The organism is Glutamicibacter sp. BW80 (assembly GCF_002332385.1).
In the GTDB taxonomy this organism is placed as follows: domain Bacteria; phylum Actinomycetota; class Actinomycetes; order Actinomycetales; family Micrococcaceae; genus Glutamicibacter.
Window position 1 is genome coordinate 218,338 of sequence record NZ_NRGV01000031.1, and the last position, 15,580, is coordinate 233,917.

A 15,580-nucleotide genomic window follows, 5' to 3' on the forward strand; every position below is an offset into this window, starting at 1 on the left:
CTGAGCGTAATGAGCGACAAGCATGCGCGGTGACGCGTGTCACAGCCTAAGTCTCAGGTGCTTCTCCCGTAAATTGGCGCTTGCTTCATCCCCACCTTTTCAGGAGATCAAAGTATGTCACGAGCAAGTACGAGAGCTATCGCCAGCGCCGCGGCACTGGCGCTGGGACTGGGAACTTTCACCGCCCTTCCGGCCAGCGCCGATCCCAGGGCGACCGACAAAACGCCTACGGCCAAAGGCAGCGGCGGCGCAGTCTCCTCCGTAGACCCGGAAGCGACCGCCGCCGGAATCGAGATCCTGCGCAAAGGCGGCAACGCGGTTGATGCGGCGGTCGCAACGGCGGCCGCGCTGGGCGTGACCGAGCCTTATAGCGCGGGCATCGGCGGCGGCGGCTACTTCATGTACTACGACGCGAAAACCGGAAAAATCAGCACCATCGACGGCCGGGAGACCGCACCGGCAGCAATGCCCCAAGATGCCTTCATCGATCCGGAAACCGGCGAGCCCTACAACTTCACTCCCGAACTGGTGACCAGCGGCGTGGCGGTCGGCGTGCCCGGCACCCTGGCCACCTGGCAGCGCGCGCTGGACAATTGGGGTTCCCAAAGCCTGAAGAAAGTTCTGCACCCAGCCACCCAGGTAGCTTCACGCGGCTTCGTTGTCGATGAAACATTCCGCGAACAGACCCTGGATAACAAGGAACGCTTCGCGACCTTCGGCTCCACCAGCGAGCTATTCCTGCCCGATGGCGATGCGCCGCACGTTGGCAGCATCTTCAAGAACCCGGATCTTGCCCAGACCTACCGGTTGCTGGCGAAGCAGGGCCCCTCGGCGTTCTACCAGGGCGAAATGGCCGAAGAAATATCCCAGACGGTGCAGGCTCCGCCCACGTCCGCGGACATCGAACTCCCGGTTCCGGCTGGCTATGTGAGCACCACCGATCTCGCGGAATACGAGGTCGTGGAGCAGCAGCCAACCCAGGTCAGCTACCGCGGCCTCGATGTTTTCGGCATGGCGCCATCCTCCAGCGGAGGAACCACCATCGGTGAATCGCTGAATATTCTCGGCGAGTTCGACCTCGCCGGCATGGAGCGGCCCACCGCGCTTCACCACTACTTCGAGGCGACAGCCCTGGCCTACGCCGACCGTGGCAAGTTTGTCGGCGACCCGGCCTTTGTGGATGTTCCCACCGAAATCCTGACCGACAAGCTCTTCGGCGTCGACCGGGCGTGCGCGGTAAACCCCGAACAGGCCGCGGAGAAGCCGGTGGCTCCGGGCGATATCGAGGGCTATGACGGAGTGTGCCCTGCGGCAACCAGCGAGCCGGTGGTTGAGCAGGATACCGAGAATATCTCCACCACCCACCTTTCGGTGGTGGACCGCTGGGGCAATGTCGTCTCCTACACCCTGACCATCGAGCAGACCGGAGGTTCGGGCATCGTGGTGCCCGAGCGCGGCTTCCTGCTGAACAACGAGCTGACCGATTTCTCCACGGTGTACGATCCCGCCGACCCGAACCGGATCGAGCCGGGCAAGCGTCCGCGCTCCTCGATGGCGCCCACGATCGTGCTGCGCGATGGCGAACCGATGCTCGCCATCGGCTCCCCCGGCGGCTCCACCATCATCACCACGGTGCTGCAGACCCTGGTGAACCGCATTGACCTGGGCATGGATCTGAGCGAAGCCATCGCGGCCCCGCGCGCCTCGCAGCGCAATACCGCGGCGGTGACGGCGGAGCCCGAATTCATCGAGGCCTATGGGCCGGCGCTTGAGGCTTTCGGGCACAAGCTCACCGCCGCCGGTGATTCCTTCACCCCGCAGGCTGAGATCGGTGCGGTTGAGGCGGTGGAAATCGCCGCAGACGGGACCTTGATCGCGGCGGCCGAGCCAACCCGCCGCGGAGGCGGTTCGGCCATGGTGGTGAACCCGGCCAAATAGCCGTTAAAGCCAGCGAGTCCCCGCGGAATTCAACATTTCGCGGGGACTCGCTGGCTTTGCTAGCGCTTGATCTTCAAGGATTTAGGCCTTGGTGGCCAATCGGTTGGAGATCTTGTACTGGGCGGCACGGTGGGTGTCCTTCACCCGGTCACCTTCACCGAAGAGCTTGTGGCGCAGCGAGCCCTCGGTGTATTCGGTCTTGTAGACCCCGCGTGCCTGAAGCTCGGGAACCACGTACTCGACGACGTCCTCGAAGGTACCTGGGGTGACAGCATAGGCCAGGTTGAAGCCATCTACGTCGGTGTATTCAACCCAATCGATGAGCTTCTCGGCAACCTCGGCACCGGAACCGACGGAGACCGGACCGAATCCGCCCACGCCGATCCATTCGGCCAGCTGGCGGATGGTCCATGGCTTGCCGGTATCACCGCTGGCCTTCTTGAAGGTTTCCACCGAGGACTGGATGGCGTTGGACTTCACGTCGTCGCCAATCACGTCATCCGGTCCGTAAGCGGACATGTCGATGCCGGTCCAACCCGAAAGCAATGCCAGCGCGCCGTCGATATCCACGTAGGAGCTGTAGTCCTCGAACTTTGCCTGGGCAAGTTCCGAAGTTTCGGCGGTGATGATGGTCTGCATGGCGAAGATCTTGATGTCGTGGCGGCCACGGCCTGCGGCTTCGGCAGCGTCGCGGATTTTGGCGACCGCTTCTTTGAGCAAATCTCGCGTTGGGCAATTCACGAAGATCGCTTCGGCGTTCGACGCGGCGAATTCGGTGCCGCGCTTGGAGGCGCCGGCCTGGTAGATCACCGGGGTGCGCTGCGTGCTTGGCTCGGTGATGGCGATGCCTGGAACCTTGAAGTACTTGCCCTCGTGATTGATCGGGTGCACCTTGGAATGGTCGGTGTAGACGCCGGATTCCTTGTTGTTCTGCACCGCGTCCTCTTCCCACGAGCCTTCGAGCAGCTTGTAGACCACTTCGAGGTACTCATCGGCGTGGTTGTAGCGCTCGTCGTGCTCCATCTGGTCTTCTTGGCCCATGTTTCGGGCGGCCGACGGCAGGTAGCCGGTGACCACATTCCAGCCCACGCGGCCATTGGTCAGGTGGTCCAGGGTGGCCAGGCGGCGCGCGAAGGCATAAGGGTGCTCATAGGCGGTACCCGCGGTGACGCCGAAGCCGAGGTTCTCGGTGACCGCGGCCATCGCGGAGACGAGCATCATCGGGTCGTTGACCGGCGCCTGTGCACCGCTGCGCAGCGGAGTTTCGTTGGTGCCCTTGTAGACGTCGTAGGTGCCCAGCACGTCGGCGAGGAACAGCCCGTCGAATTTGCCCTTTTCCAGCACCTTGGCCAGGTGGGTCCAGTAGCCCAGGGTGTTGTAGGTCGACGCCTTGTCATCCGGGTGGCGCCAGAGGCCCGGCGACTGGTGCACTACGCAGTTCATATCAAAGGCGTTAAAAAGGATTTCGCGCTTGTTCTCGCTCATTGGTGTGCCCCTATCCATAGAAGAAATCTGGTAAGTCTAAAAATCAGTGTTCGAAGAGTGTTGCCTAGCTGCCGGAGAACCGGTTTGCTCCGGTTACCGTGCCGGTGACGGACAGCCGTTGGGGCTGCACGCCGTTGATCTCGTAGTCCCCCACGATGCGCGCCTTGTAGATCGCCGGATTGTGCGTCGCGATGGTGCGGGCGTTGCGCCAGTGGCGGTCCATATTGCAGCTATTGCGGGTGGAGGATGCACCCAGCGCGTCGAAGAGCTTGCTGGTCGCACCGATGACCAGCGGCTGCACGATCGTCTGGGCGCGGTTGGCCGCCAGTTCGCACACGGCAAAGCGCTCCTCGGCATTCAGGTTCGCATCTGCCATGGCTGATTCGACCTCCAGCACCGCGCCCATGACCACGGACTCCGCGGCGAAGATTTCGGCGGAGACCTCGCCGACGAGCTGCAATACCTGCGGTTCGCGGTGCACCGGAACTCCGGTGCCGGTGCTGAAACTGCGGGTACGCGCCTGCACCGAGGAGCGCAGGTCGTTCAGTGCCGCGCGTCCGATTCCGGCCTGTACCGCCATGAGCACGAGTTGGAAGATCGCGGCTTCCGGATCCGTGGGGTCCTCCGGCATGAAGGTGTCCACCGGAACTTCGTGGAATTCGGTGCTGCCGGTACCGGTGAGCTGTTGGCCGAAACCGTCCCAGTCATCGAGGATTTTCACGCCGCTGTGCTGGGTGGAAACTACCGCGATCTGGCGCCCTGGGAGTTGCGGGTGCGCCACCGCTACGGTGGTCCAGTCGGCGAAGATGGTGCCGGTGCAATAGAACTTCCGCCCGTTGACCAGCCAGCGCGACCCCTCCTCGGTGACCTTGGTGTTGAGCAACCCGAGGGCGTTGCCGCCTTCCTCGGTGTAGGCGTTGCCCACGATCTGCCCGGAGCTGATCCGGGCAACCCATTTGCTGCGGAGCTGCGCATCTTCCAGGCGCACCGCGTTTTCCACGAAGGCAATATGCGCGCGCCATAGCTGGGCCACATGCGAGTCCGCCTCGGCTAATTCGATGAGCAGCCGGAAGACATCGCTCAAGCGTGCCCCGTGGCCGCCGTCGGCGACCGGCAGGCGCAGCGCACCGAAGCGCTCGCGGTTCAGCAAGCCAACCTGTTCAAATGGCAGGATCCGCTGCCGGTCGCGTTCTCTTGCACCCGAGGCGATCTGCGCGAATACCGGACGGAAAATGCCGGCAAGCCGTTCATACTGCTCGTCAGCGCCGGGGCCCGGGGTGATCTTCAGCAGCTGCCGGGTAGGAAGTTCTTGTGGAAGGTCGTCAAGCCCCACCGCGCTACCCGCAATAGACGGGTCGCTGAGCGCATTAAAGTCGCCAGCGGGATCGCCAAATGACATCGGAAGTCCTCAATTCTTTCCATCGGTCCTGGCTGTAGCACCGTCCCGCGCCAATATTTGGTGGGTGGTTGCTGCGACGTCGACGAGCCAGATCTCTCGGTCGCTCTGGATGGTTCGTAATCATTTGTAGCCTGAGGTTTACATCGCCATCAACCCGGTTAGTCACATTTCGTCGTGTGCGGATGGAGATTGAAATGCATCAAGGACAGCACTTGCCTAGCGAGGTCGAACGCAATACCTAGCGTTTAGCGATTTTTCGGCCAAATACGCGATTGATGAAATAAAAATCGAAACATCACGATGATGTGACGCATCTATCGAATATTTTTCATGTTACGAAAGATTTGCATTGAAATCGTTCGAAGGCCTGTAATAGTCGTGTAACCATCCCGAGCGGCTAAGAGATCTGGCTCTGTGACGCCGCAGCAACCACCACACACGGTTAATAAACCAAACGGTGTCCGGTGCTACCGCCAGGAACGATGGAGATGAAAATGACTACAGCCTTTGCCTTGCCCGAGACCGTCCAAAGCGCAACGGCGCTCGACGTGGAGTTCCTCGAGCTATCGCGTACTTTCACCGCCAAGAAGGAAAGCAACACGGTGCTTCGCGACGTGAATCTGCGCCTCGAAGCGGGCCAGATTGTTGCAATTCTCGGCGCAAGCGGTTGCGGCAAATCCACTCTCTTGCGGGCGGCCTCCGGCCTGGACCGCCCCTCCACCGGGTCGGTGGTCATCGGAAGCCGCGCCGTGACGGGGATAGATGAGCGGTGCGCCGTTGCATTCCAGGAACCACGGCTATTGCCTTGGCGCTCGGTCCGAGACAACGTGTCCATCGGCCTTGCGCCGGGAACCGACAAGCAATCCGGGCGCCAGCTGATCGCCGAGCTGCTGGAGCTGACCGGCTTGAGCCACGCAGCAGATCTGCGCCCACGTGAAATTTCCGGGGGCATGGCTCAGCGGGTTTCGCTTGCTCGCGCGTTGGCCCGGCGCCCGGGCGTCCTGCTTCTCGACGAACCCTTTGGTGCGCTCGATGCGCTGACCCGAATGAAAATGCAGGATCTGCTGCTGGCCATCCATAAGTCTTTCCCGACTACCGTGCTGCTGGTGACCCACGACGTCGATGAGGCGCTGACTCTCGCCGACCGCATCGTCGTGCTGGGCCGACCCGAGGGCCAGGCCTCGGCGACTGTGATCGAGGATCGAGTCCTGTCCGCGGCGCACCCGCGCAGCCATACGAGCAGCGAATTCGTCGCCCACCGCACAGCGCTGCTGAGCCTGCTCGGCGTTGATCCGACGAACCACTAGCACTTTCTACCGCACTCATTTGGTCCCGCGGGCCTTCCCTTCGCACAAATCAAGGATTTTCCATGCTCTCGAATCGTTTTTCCCGTCGCGCCGCACTATCCGTAGCAACGCTTGGCATTTCGGCCCTGGTGCTGACCGGATGCGCGGGCGAGAACGCCGCAGCCGACGGCCAGACGCTGTCCATCGACTTCGCCACCTACAATCCGCTGAGCCTGGTCCTGAAAGAAAAGGGGTGGCTGGACGCCGCCGCTAAGGAACAAGGGGTCAGCGTCGAATGGATCCAGTCGGCCGGCTCGAACAAGGCCAACGAGGCGCTGCGCGCCGATGCCGTGGATGTGGGATCCACCGCCGGTTCGGCAGCACTGCTGGCCCGCTCCAACGGCTCACCTATCAAGACCATCTCGCTGTATTCGCAGCCCGAATGGTCCGCCCTAGTGGTGAACGAGGACTCGGATATCAAGTCGGTCAAGGACCTTGAGGGCAAACAGGTCGCGGCCACCAAGGGCACCGACCCCTACTTCTTCTTGCTGCAATCCTTGGCCGAAGCCGGTCTGAGCGATTCGGACATCACCTTGCAGAACGTGCAGCACGCCGATGGGCGCACCGCGCTGGTCAACGGTTCGGTCGATGCCTGGAGCGGCCTGGATCCGATCATGGCCGATGCCGAACAGGACGGCGCGAAGCTGCTCTACCGTAACTTGGACTTCAACACCTATGGCGCGTTGAATGCCCGCGAAGATTTCATCGAGGAAAGCCCCGAACTCGCCCAGCTGGTGGTGGACTCCTACGAGAAGGCTCGCGGATGGGCCGCCGCCAATCCTGGTGAAACGGCGAGCATTCTGGCCGAGGTTGCAGGTCTGGAGGCCCCGGTCGCCACCCAGGTGATCGAGGAACGCTCGAACCTCGACGTGGACACCGTGCCGGGTGAGGATTTCATTTCGGTGCTGCGCAATATCGGACCTACCTTCGTGGCCAACAAGGACGTCTCCACCCAGGACGCAGTCGATCAAGCGCTGGAATCCCTGGTGGATGAGCAGTTCGCTGCCCAGGCCGACGCGACGAAGATCGCCGGGGAATAAGCAACATGTCTTCAGCGAACCAAACCCAGCAAGCCAGCACGCCGGTGCAGGCACGCGAAAGCCTTGGCGCCAGGCTTCTGAAGCTACCGCACTGGCTGCTCGCGCTGATCCTGCCGCTCATCGTCTTGCTCACCTGGCAGGTGGTGACGACCACCGGCATCGTCGCGCCGTGGTCCTTGCCGACTCCGGCGGCCGTGGTGGCCGCGGCCGGCGAACTGCTCGAAGGCGGCGAGCTGGGCAAACATGTGGGCATTTCGACCCAGCGTGTACTGCTCGGATTCTTCTTCGGCTCGCTGCTCGGCCTGCTGTTCGGCGCGCTGGTCGGACTGTCCCGGCTCGCCGACGCACTGCTCGGCCTGAGCATCGGGGCGCTGCGCGCCGTGCCTTCGCTGGCCTGGGTTCCGCTGCTCATCCTGTGGATGAAGATGGGCGAGGACTCCAAGGTCACGCTGGTCATCATCGGCGCATTCTTCCCGGTGTTCACCACCGTTGCCTTGGCCCTGCGCCACGTGGACCGCCAGCTCATCGAAGCCGCGCGCGCGTTCGGACTGAACGGCCTGAAGCTGCTGCGCACCGTGCAGCTTCCCGCGGTGGTTCCCTCGGTCTTCTCCGGGCTTCGCCTCGCCTTGGCCCAGGCCTGGCTGTTCCTGGTCGCCGCCGAACTGCTCGGCGCCTCCATGGGGCTGGGCTATCTGCTCACCGACTCGCAGAACAACGGTCGCATCGACCGGTTGATCCTGACAATTATCCTGCTCGCCGTCTTCGGAAAGATCACCGATGCCCTGCTCTCGGTAGCAGAACGCTGGGCGATCAACCGCTGGACCTAAGCCAACAACTCGAATCACGTTCAAGGACCGCAATGACCACCATCGAATTGGCCAGTACAAATCAGCCCTCCAACGCCGAGGCACGCCAGGAGTTCTGGGACGAGGCGGCGAACCTGCTTGACTGGGACACCCCATGGCACACCACCAGCCAGATCATCCCGGCAGACGCACAAGCCAAGCGCGGCCCGCAGATCTCCTGGTACCTCGGGGGCAAGCTCAACGCCGCGGTGAACTGCGCCGACCGCCATGTGGCCGCCGGCAACGGCGAGAAGGTCGCCCTCTACTTCGAGGGCGAGCCCGGTGACCGCATCGCGGTGACCTACCGGAACCTCCAGGAGCGCGTCAGCCAGGCGGCGAACGCCCTGCAGGAGCTCGGCGTGGCCAAGGGGGACCGCGTGGTCATCTATCTGCCGGTGCTTGTCGAAACCATCGTCATCACCCTGGCCTGCGCACGCATCGGGGCGATCCATTCGCTGGTCTTCGGCGGCTTTTCCGCGGAGGCGTTGAAGTTCCGGGTGGAGGACACCAAGGCCAAGCTGCTGGTCACCACCGACGGCCAGTTCCGCCGCGGCACCTCGGTTCCGGTCAAGGCCAACGCAGATCTTGCGGTATCCGGGGAAAACAGCATCGAAAAGGTTCTGGTGATCCGCCGGACCGGGGATGAGATCCCGTGGACCGCCGGACGCGATGTGTGGTGGCACGAGGCGGTGGAAACTCAGTCCACCGAGCACGCAGCGCAGGCTTTCGATTCAGAGACCCCGCTGTTCATCATGTACACCTCCGGAACCACCGGGCAGCCCAAGGGGCTGGTGCACACCACCGGCGGGTACCTGACCCAGGCCGCGTACAGCCACAATCTCCTGTTCGGCAACCCCGACGAATCCCAACGCGCGAGCGACGTGCACTGGTGCACCGCGGACCTGGCTTGGGTCACCGCGCACACCTACGAGATCTACGGCCCGCTGGCCAACGGCGTCACCCAGGTGATCTACGAGGGCGTGCCCAACGCACCGCACCCGGGCCGCCACTTCGAAATCATCGAACGCTACAAGGTCACCAGCTACTACACCGCGCCGACCCTGGTCCGTTCGCTGATGGGCTGGTTCCCCGAGGGGGTTCCGGCCGGCTATGACCTGTCCTCGGTTCGGGTGGGCGGCACCGTGGGCGAGTCGGTCAACCCCGAGGCGTGGCGCTGGCTGCGCGCTCAGCTGGGGCGCGACACCCCCGGCGGCATCCCGATGGTCGATACCTGGTGGCAGTCCGAGTCCGGCGCAACCGTCCTCTCCCCGCTGCCTACCGACGAGCATTTCAAGCCCGGCTGCGCTTCGCGGGCGCTGCCCGGCGTTTCGGTGGACATCGTGGACGCCTCCGGCGGCCGCGTGGGGCCCAACGAGCAGGGAAATATCGTGATCACCCAGACCGGCCCGTCCATGGCCCGCACGGTCTGGGGAAACCCGGAACGCTACTACACCAGCTACTGGGAGCAGTACGCCGCGCAGGGCTGGTTCCTGGCCGGGGATGGCGCGCGCTTCGATGAGGATGGGGACATCTACATTCTGGGACGCACCGATGACGTGATCAACATTTCCGGACACCGGCTGTCCACCATCGAGATCGAATCCGCACTGGTCACCCACCCAGGTGTGGTCGAGGCGGGAGTCTGCCCGACCCCCGATCAGAAAACCGGGCACGCGGCCACCGCGTTCGTGGTGCCGCTGGATGCCTCGCTGGTCGCGGCGCAACCCGATGCGCAGACGCTCGTCCGCCAGCAGCAGTTCATCGCCGAGCTGCGCGCAACCGTCACCACGCAGATCGGACCGATCGCCAAACCACGCGATATTGTCCTGGTCCCCGATGTGCCCAAGACCCGCTCGGGCAAAATCATGCGCCGCCTGCTGACCCAGCTTTTCGAAGGCACCAGACTAGGGGACACCACCAGCTTGCAAAATGAACCATGCATTGCCCGGCTCAACGAGATCTGCCGCGCTCGTCCCTAGCCGCCACTGGATCTGGCCGACCTTCATCCGCTCTTGCGAAGGTCGGCCAGATTCATTTAACCGATTCTGACCACGAATTTTCAGCGGAGCGAAAAGATACGAGTAATTATCTTGACTCATTCAAAATAAATAGGGCAAGCTAGTACCATGACAACATCCGAGGGAATCGAGAAGGTGCTGCGCGAAGCATCGATGCGGGTCACCCGCCCGCGCGTCGCGGTGCTCGCCGCGGTGACAGCTCATCCCCATGCGGATACCGAAACCATTATCGAGGCAGTGCGCCAAGAGCACCCGCTGGTATCCCACCAGGCGGTCTACGATTCGCTGAAGCTTCTCACCAGCCTTGGACTGCTCCGCCAAATCCAGCCCCACGGTCATATCGCCCGGTACGAAACCCGCGTAGGCGACAACCACCATCATGTGGTGTGCCGCAATTGCGGAACGCTGGCGGACGTGGACTGCGCCGTCGGAGCCGCACCGTGCTTGCATGCCTCGGATCACCACGGTTTCAGCATCGACGAGGCAGAGGTCATCTACTGGGGGCTCTGCCCGGACTGCCAACAAGCCAAGACAGCGCAGCCGGCTACGGGAACTGTCTGAAAAGAAGTACCGCAAGGAACTAATTTTCGTCTCCGCGGGCCAACGGCGCACGGAGACGGAGTACCAAACCAATCCCTTATCGGAAGGAAGACTACATGTCAGAAACGACTGCAGGTCAGTGCCCAGTAGTAGGAGCCGGACGCGTTCACCCTACCCAGGGTCATGCGAATACCGAATGGTGGCCAAATAAGCTCAACCTGAAGATTCTTTCGAAGAACCAGGAAGCCACCAACCCGCTGGATCCCGACTTCGACTACATCGCGGCCTTCGAGGCGCTGGATCTTGCTGCCGTCAAGGCCGATATTGCCGAACTGATGACCAAGTCCTACGACTGGTGGCCAGCTGACTTCGGCCACTACGGTCCGTTCTTCATCCGCATGGCGTGGCACGCGGCGGGCACCTACCGCTCGCATGACGGCCGCGGTGGCGCAGGCGCCGGCCAGCAGCGTTTCGCACCATTGAACTCCTGGCCGGATAACGTGAACCTGGACAAGGCACGTCGCCTGCTATGGCCGGTCAAGAAGAAGTATGGCCAGTCGCTGTCCTGGGCCGACCTGATCGTGCTGACCGGCAATGTGGCCCTTGAAGACATGGGCTTCGAAACCTTCGGTTTCGCCGGCGGCCGCAAGGACGTTTGGGAAGCCGACGACGACATTTACTGGGGTCCGGAGAAGGTCTGGCTGGAGAGCGAACGCTACACCGGCGCACGCAATCTGGAGGCGCCACTGGCAGCAGTCCAGATGGGCCTGATCTACGTGAACCCAGAGGGTCCGGATGGCGTGGCAGATCCATTGGCTTCGGCCATCGATATCCGCGAAACCTTCCGCCGCATGGGCATGGACGACGAGGAAACCGTCGCGTTGATCGCCGGCGGCCACACCTTCGGCAAGACCCACGGCGCCAGCGCCGAATCCCACAAGGGCGGCGATCCGGAATCGGCTCCGCTGGAAATGCAGGGACTGGGCTGGAAGTCGGACTTCGGCACCGGGCACGGCGATGACACCATCGGCTCGGGCTTGGAAGTCACTTGGACCTACCACCCAACCCGCTGGGACAACGAGTTCTTCCACATCCTCTTCGCCTACGAGTGGGAGCTGTTCTACTCCGAGGCCGGCGCGCAGCAGTGGCGCCCGAAGGACGGGGCAGGCGACGACATGGTGCCAATGGCCCACAACGCAGCCGCACGCCGCGAACCACGCATGCTGACCAGTGACCTGGCGCTGCGCTTCGACCCGATCTACGGTCCAATCTCGGAGGACTTCAAGAACAACCAGGAGAAGTTCGCCGATGCCTTCGGCCGTGCCTGGTTCAAGCTGACCCACCGCGACATGGGCCCGAAGTCCCGCTACTTCGGCCCAGAAGTTCCGGCTGAGGACCTCACCTGGCAGGATCCATTGCCGGCAGCTCCGGAGGTCACCCTGGGTGACACCGAGATCGCCGCATTGAAGTCCCTGATCGCCGAATCCGGGCTGTCGGTTCAGCAGCTGGTTTCCACCGCGTGGAAGGCCGCAGCAAGCTTCCGCTCCTCGGACAAGCGTGGCGGCGCCAACGGCGGCCGCATCCGCCTGGAACCACAGGTTTCCTGGACGGTGAACCAGCCTGAGCAGCTCAAGCCGGTCATCGCGGCGCTGGAAAGCATCGTTGCCGAATTCAACGCGACCTCGGCCGTGAAGGCTTCCTTCGCCGACGTTGTGGTTCTGGCCGGCAACGTGGGTGTCGAGCAGGCAGCGCTGGCCGCCGGCCAGCAGCTAAACGTTCCGTTCACTCCGGGGCGCGTTGACGCAACCCAGGAGCAGACCGACGTGGAGCAGTTCGCCTGGCTGGAGCCGGTAGCCGACGGCTTCCGCAACTACGATTCGGGCTTCCTGCAGCTGCCTTCTGAATACCTGCTGCTGGACCGCGCCAACCTGCTGGGCTTGACCGCCCCGGAGGCGACCGTGCTCCTCGGCGGCCTGCGCGTACTGGGCAACAACTGGGACGGCTCGAACACCGGCGTCTTCACCGAAACCCCGGGCGCGCTGACCAACGATTTCTTCGCGAACTTGTTGGAGCTGGGCCTCGAGTGGACCCCGGACGCCGAGGAGAAGACCTACTCGACCACCGACGGCCGCTGGGTTGGCAGCCGCGTTGATCTGGTCTTCGGTTCGAACTCCGAGCTGCGTGCACTGGCCGAGGTCTACGCCGCGGACGATGCCAAGGAGAAGTTCGCCAAGGACTTCGCCGCAGCATGGGCCAAGCTCATGGATGCCGACCGCTTCGAACTGCGCAATAAGTAGTTTCTAGCCTCATGACGATGGCCGCCACCCCTTGCGGGGTGGCGGCCATTGTTCTTAAATGAGCCACGAGGGTACGCATCCAATTCGTTGGTTTGCTGCGCCGCAGCCACGCCATTGCGCATGGCCGGGCCGCCCTCGCTATCGGGGTTTAGCCGCTACGCCCATTTGCTGGTTGAATGCTCCGCATCGATCACGCGGACCGTTCGGGATTTCGAGCGCATCACGATCGATTGCGTGCGGATGGTCCGCGGCCCGGTCCGCAGGCCCTGCAGCAAGTCACCGTCGGTGATGCCTGTGGCCGCGAAATAGCAGTTGTCGCTGCGGACCAAGTCACCGGTGGAATACACCTTGTCCATATCCAGGCCCGCAGCCAGACCGCGTTCGCGCTCTTCGCCGCTGGTTGGATGCATCCGCCCCTGGATCACTCCGCCGAGGGCCTTGACGGCGCACGCGGTGATCACGCCTTCCGGGGAGCCGCCAACGCCCATCAACGCGTCGATGCCGGTTCCTTCACGTACCGCCGCGATCGCCGCCGCCACATCACCGTCGACCAGTGCCTTGGTCCGAGCGCCGGCCGCGTGAATTTCCTGAACCAGATTCTGGTGCCGTTCACGATCGAGTACGCTCACCGTCAACTGGCGAATATCGACCGACTTTGCCTTCGCGATCAACCGCAGGTTTTCCTTCACCGGCAACCGCAAATCCACGTATTCCGCGGCTTCGGGGCCGGTCACTAATTTCTCCATATAGAACACCGAAGAGGCATCGAGCATTGACCCGGCCTCGGCGACGGCCAGCACGGACAGCGCATTTTCAAGGCCCATGGCGGTCAGCCGGGTGCCATCGATCGGGTCGACTGCCACATCGCATTTCGCCCCCTCGCCGGTGCCCACGCGTTCACCGTTGAACAGCATAGGTGCCTGATCTTTTTCACCCTCGCCGATCACCACGGTCCCGTCGAATCGCACCGAGGCAAGCAGCGAACGCATCGCGTCCACGGCCGCCCCATCTGCGCGCAGCTTATCCCCCGCACCCACCCACGGGCCAGAGGCGATAGCCGCCGCTTCGGTGGCCCGCACCAGCTCCAAGGCCAGGTTTCGGTCGGCATGCAGAGAAGAAATATCAGGCATCAGGTCAACTGCTTTCTACTACGCTGGCCCTTGCAGGACCTAATTTTTGAACCACAGGCAGGCTCCCGGGCAATAGCTTTCGAAGCTATGCCGAAGAAGATGAGTCTGCGCGGTACTTCCGGTTACGCACTGCGAGGATCAAGGCGCCGATCACGGCGGCAAGCAGCGAGCCGCACAGCACCCCGATCTTGACATACTGTGCCTCGGCACCATCTGCGCCAAAGGCGAGTTCACCAACCAGCAGCGAGACCGTGAAGCCGATTCCGGCGACGAAGGCCATCCCGAGTACATCCACCCACTTGATCGACCGGTCCAGCGTGATCCCCGGAATCCTCGTGACCAGGAAGGTGGAGGCGGTGATGCCAATGGATTTACCCAGCACCAGGCCGGCAATGATGCCTACGGCCACCGGGCTGAGCAGTGACTCGGCCAGCCCCGAAAGCCCGCCCACGGCCACGCCCGCGGCGAAGAAGGCGAACACGGGGATGGCGACTACCGATGAGGGCACGCTCCAGCGGTCCGCAAAATGCGCCGCTAGCCCGTCATATACCGGTTGGCCGTCATTGGTCGTGCCGATCTTCACCCGCGCCCGCGAGGTTGCGACCACCGGAACCATGAAACCTAGCAGCACCCCGGCCACGGTCGCGTGGATACCCGAGGCATGCACTAGCGCCCACACCGCAATGCCTAGTGGCATCAGGATCCACCACGCACGCACGCCGCGCTGCACGGCGAACGCAAACACCAACAGTGGAATCAGGGCCAGAGCCAGCGGCAGCCACGCTAGATCATCGGTGTAGAAGATCGCGATGATCGAAATCGCCAAGAGGTCGTCAACCACCGCAAGGGTCAGCAAGAACGTGCGCAGCGCCGGCGGGAGGAACTTTCCGACGACTGCGATGACCGCGATCGCGAAGGCGATATCGGTGGCAGCAGGAATCGCCCAGCCGTTGATCGCGTCGCTCCCGGCGCTGGTGATCACCCACGCGTAGAACAGCGCAGGCAGGGCTACGCCGCCGATTGCGGCAGCGATGGGGACCAACGCGGTGCGTGGGTTGCGAAGCTTGCCGACAACGAACTCTTCCTTCAATTCCAGGCCGACCACGAAGAAGAAGATTGCCAGCAGCCCGTCGGCTGCCCACGTGCCTACCGAAAGATTCAGGTGCAGCGCTTCGGGGCCGAAAGTGAAGTTCCGTAGATCCTCATACCAGGACGCGGCGGGGGAATTGGCGAGGATCAGCGCAGCGACCGTTGCGCACAGCAGCAACAAGCCGCCGACCGAGTCCTGCTTTAATGTCTGGTGGATTCCACGCCAGATGGAATGGGGTGCTTGACGAATTACGTCGGAAGAATGGTGCGACAAAGTAAGGTGTCTTTCTCAGAAGAGGTATGCGGGCGCGATGGCGCGCGGAATCCACCGATCAAGAAAGAGAGCAGAGAGCCGCGCAGATCAGGAGCGCGGTGGTGGACAGCCGGCGATCTCGCCATGGGCATTGGTTCCCCAGGAACTCATCCACCCGTTAGTGCCGCTAGCCCGTTTCG

Annotated in this window: 11 protein-coding genes and 2 riboswitches; of the genes, 7 read left to right on the top strand and 4 right to left on the bottom strand. The window is 63.0% G+C overall.

The window, feature by feature from the left end; all coding sequences use genetic code 11:
- The first annotated feature begins 114 nt into the window (after nt 1-114).
- Nucleotides 115-1,938 carry a gamma-glutamyltransferase gene (ggt, locus tag CIK76_RS09345; RefSeq protein ID WP_096285692.1) on the top strand — a complete coding sequence of 608 codons (1,824 nt, stop codon included), beginning with the start codon at nt 115-117 and terminating at the stop codon, nt 1,936-1,938.
- Nucleotides 1,939-2,019: 81 nt separating this feature from the next.
- On the opposite strand, the gene CIK76_RS09350 is transcribed toward ggt, so the two are convergent.
- Both CIK76_RS09350 and CIK76_RS09355 read right to left on the bottom strand, forming a co-directional pair.
- On the bottom strand, nt 2,020-3,423 hold the full coding sequence (locus CIK76_RS09350; RefSeq protein ID WP_096285694.1) for an LLM class flavin-dependent oxidoreductase: 1,404 nt from the start codon (nt 3,421-3,423) through the stop codon (nt 2,020-2,022).
- A 64-nt stretch (nt 3,424-3,487) separates the two neighbouring features.
- Nucleotides 3,488-4,822, bottom strand: coding sequence for an acyl-CoA dehydrogenase (locus tag CIK76_RS09355; RefSeq protein ID WP_096285697.1), 1,335 nt, complete (start codon nt 4,820-4,822; stop codon nt 3,488-3,490).
- A 16-nt stretch (nt 4,823-4,838) separates the two neighbouring features.
- Nucleotides 4,839-4,938: riboswitch (SAM riboswitch) on the bottom strand.
- A gap of 265 nt (nt 4,939-5,203) precedes the next feature.
- Nucleotides 5,204-5,311, top strand: a riboswitch (SAM riboswitch).
- Between the two features lie 5 nt (nt 5,312-5,316).
- On the opposite strand from CIK76_RS09355, the gene CIK76_RS09360 reads away from it, so the two are divergent.
- The 6 genes from CIK76_RS09360 to katG all read left to right on the top strand — a co-directional run bounded on the left by CIK76_RS09360 (nt 5,317) and on the right by katG (nt 12,908).
- The gene (locus CIK76_RS09360; RefSeq protein ID WP_096286015.1) at nt 5,317-6,129 is read left to right on the top strand and encodes an ABC transporter ATP-binding protein; all 813 of its coding nucleotides are present in this window, start codon (nt 5,317-5,319) and stop codon (nt 6,127-6,129) included.
- Between the two features lie 62 nt (nt 6,130-6,191).
- Nucleotides 6,192-7,208 carry an aliphatic sulfonate ABC transporter substrate-binding protein gene (locus CIK76_RS09365; protein WP_096285699.1) on the top strand — a complete coding sequence of 339 codons (1,017 nt, stop codon included), beginning with the start codon at nt 6,192-6,194 and terminating at the stop codon, nt 7,206-7,208.
- A 5-nt stretch (nt 7,209-7,213) separates the two neighbouring features.
- Entirely contained in the window at nt 7,214-8,035 is an 822-nt protein-coding gene (locus tag CIK76_RS09370) for an ABC transporter permease (protein WP_096285701.1), read from the top strand.
- 32 nt (nt 8,036-8,067) lie between these two features.
- Nucleotides 8,068-10,032, top strand: coding sequence for an acetate--CoA ligase (gene acs / locus CIK76_RS09375; protein ID WP_096285703.1), 1,965 nt, complete (start codon nt 8,068-8,070; stop codon nt 10,030-10,032).
- Nucleotides 10,033-10,179: 147 nt separating this feature from the next.
- Entirely contained in the window at nt 10,180-10,632 is a 453-nt protein-coding gene (locus CIK76_RS09380; protein ID WP_096285705.1) for a Fur family transcriptional regulator, read from the top strand.
- A 95-nt stretch (nt 10,633-10,727) separates the two neighbouring features.
- On the top strand, nt 10,728-12,908 hold the full coding sequence (katG, locus tag CIK76_RS09385; RefSeq protein ID WP_096285707.1) for a catalase/peroxidase HPI: 2,181 nt from the start codon (nt 10,728-10,730) through the stop codon (nt 12,906-12,908).
- Between the two features lie 155 nt (nt 12,909-13,063).
- Here katG and glpX read toward each other — a convergent pair whose 3' ends face one another.
- Both glpX and nhaA read right to left on the bottom strand, forming a co-directional pair.
- Nucleotides 13,064-14,038 (bottom strand): class II fructose-bisphosphatase, encoded by a 975-nt coding sequence (gene glpX, locus CIK76_RS09390; protein ID WP_096285709.1) that lies wholly within the window; start codon nt 14,036-14,038, stop codon nt 13,064-13,066.
- Between the two features lie 85 nt (nt 14,039-14,123).
- Nucleotides 14,124-15,401 carry a Na+/H+ antiporter NhaA gene (nhaA, locus tag CIK76_RS09395; protein ID WP_176484153.1) on the bottom strand — a complete coding sequence of 426 codons (1,278 nt, stop codon included), beginning with the start codon at nt 15,399-15,401 and terminating at the stop codon, nt 14,124-14,126.
- Between the last annotated feature and the right edge of the window lie 179 nt (nt 15,402-15,580).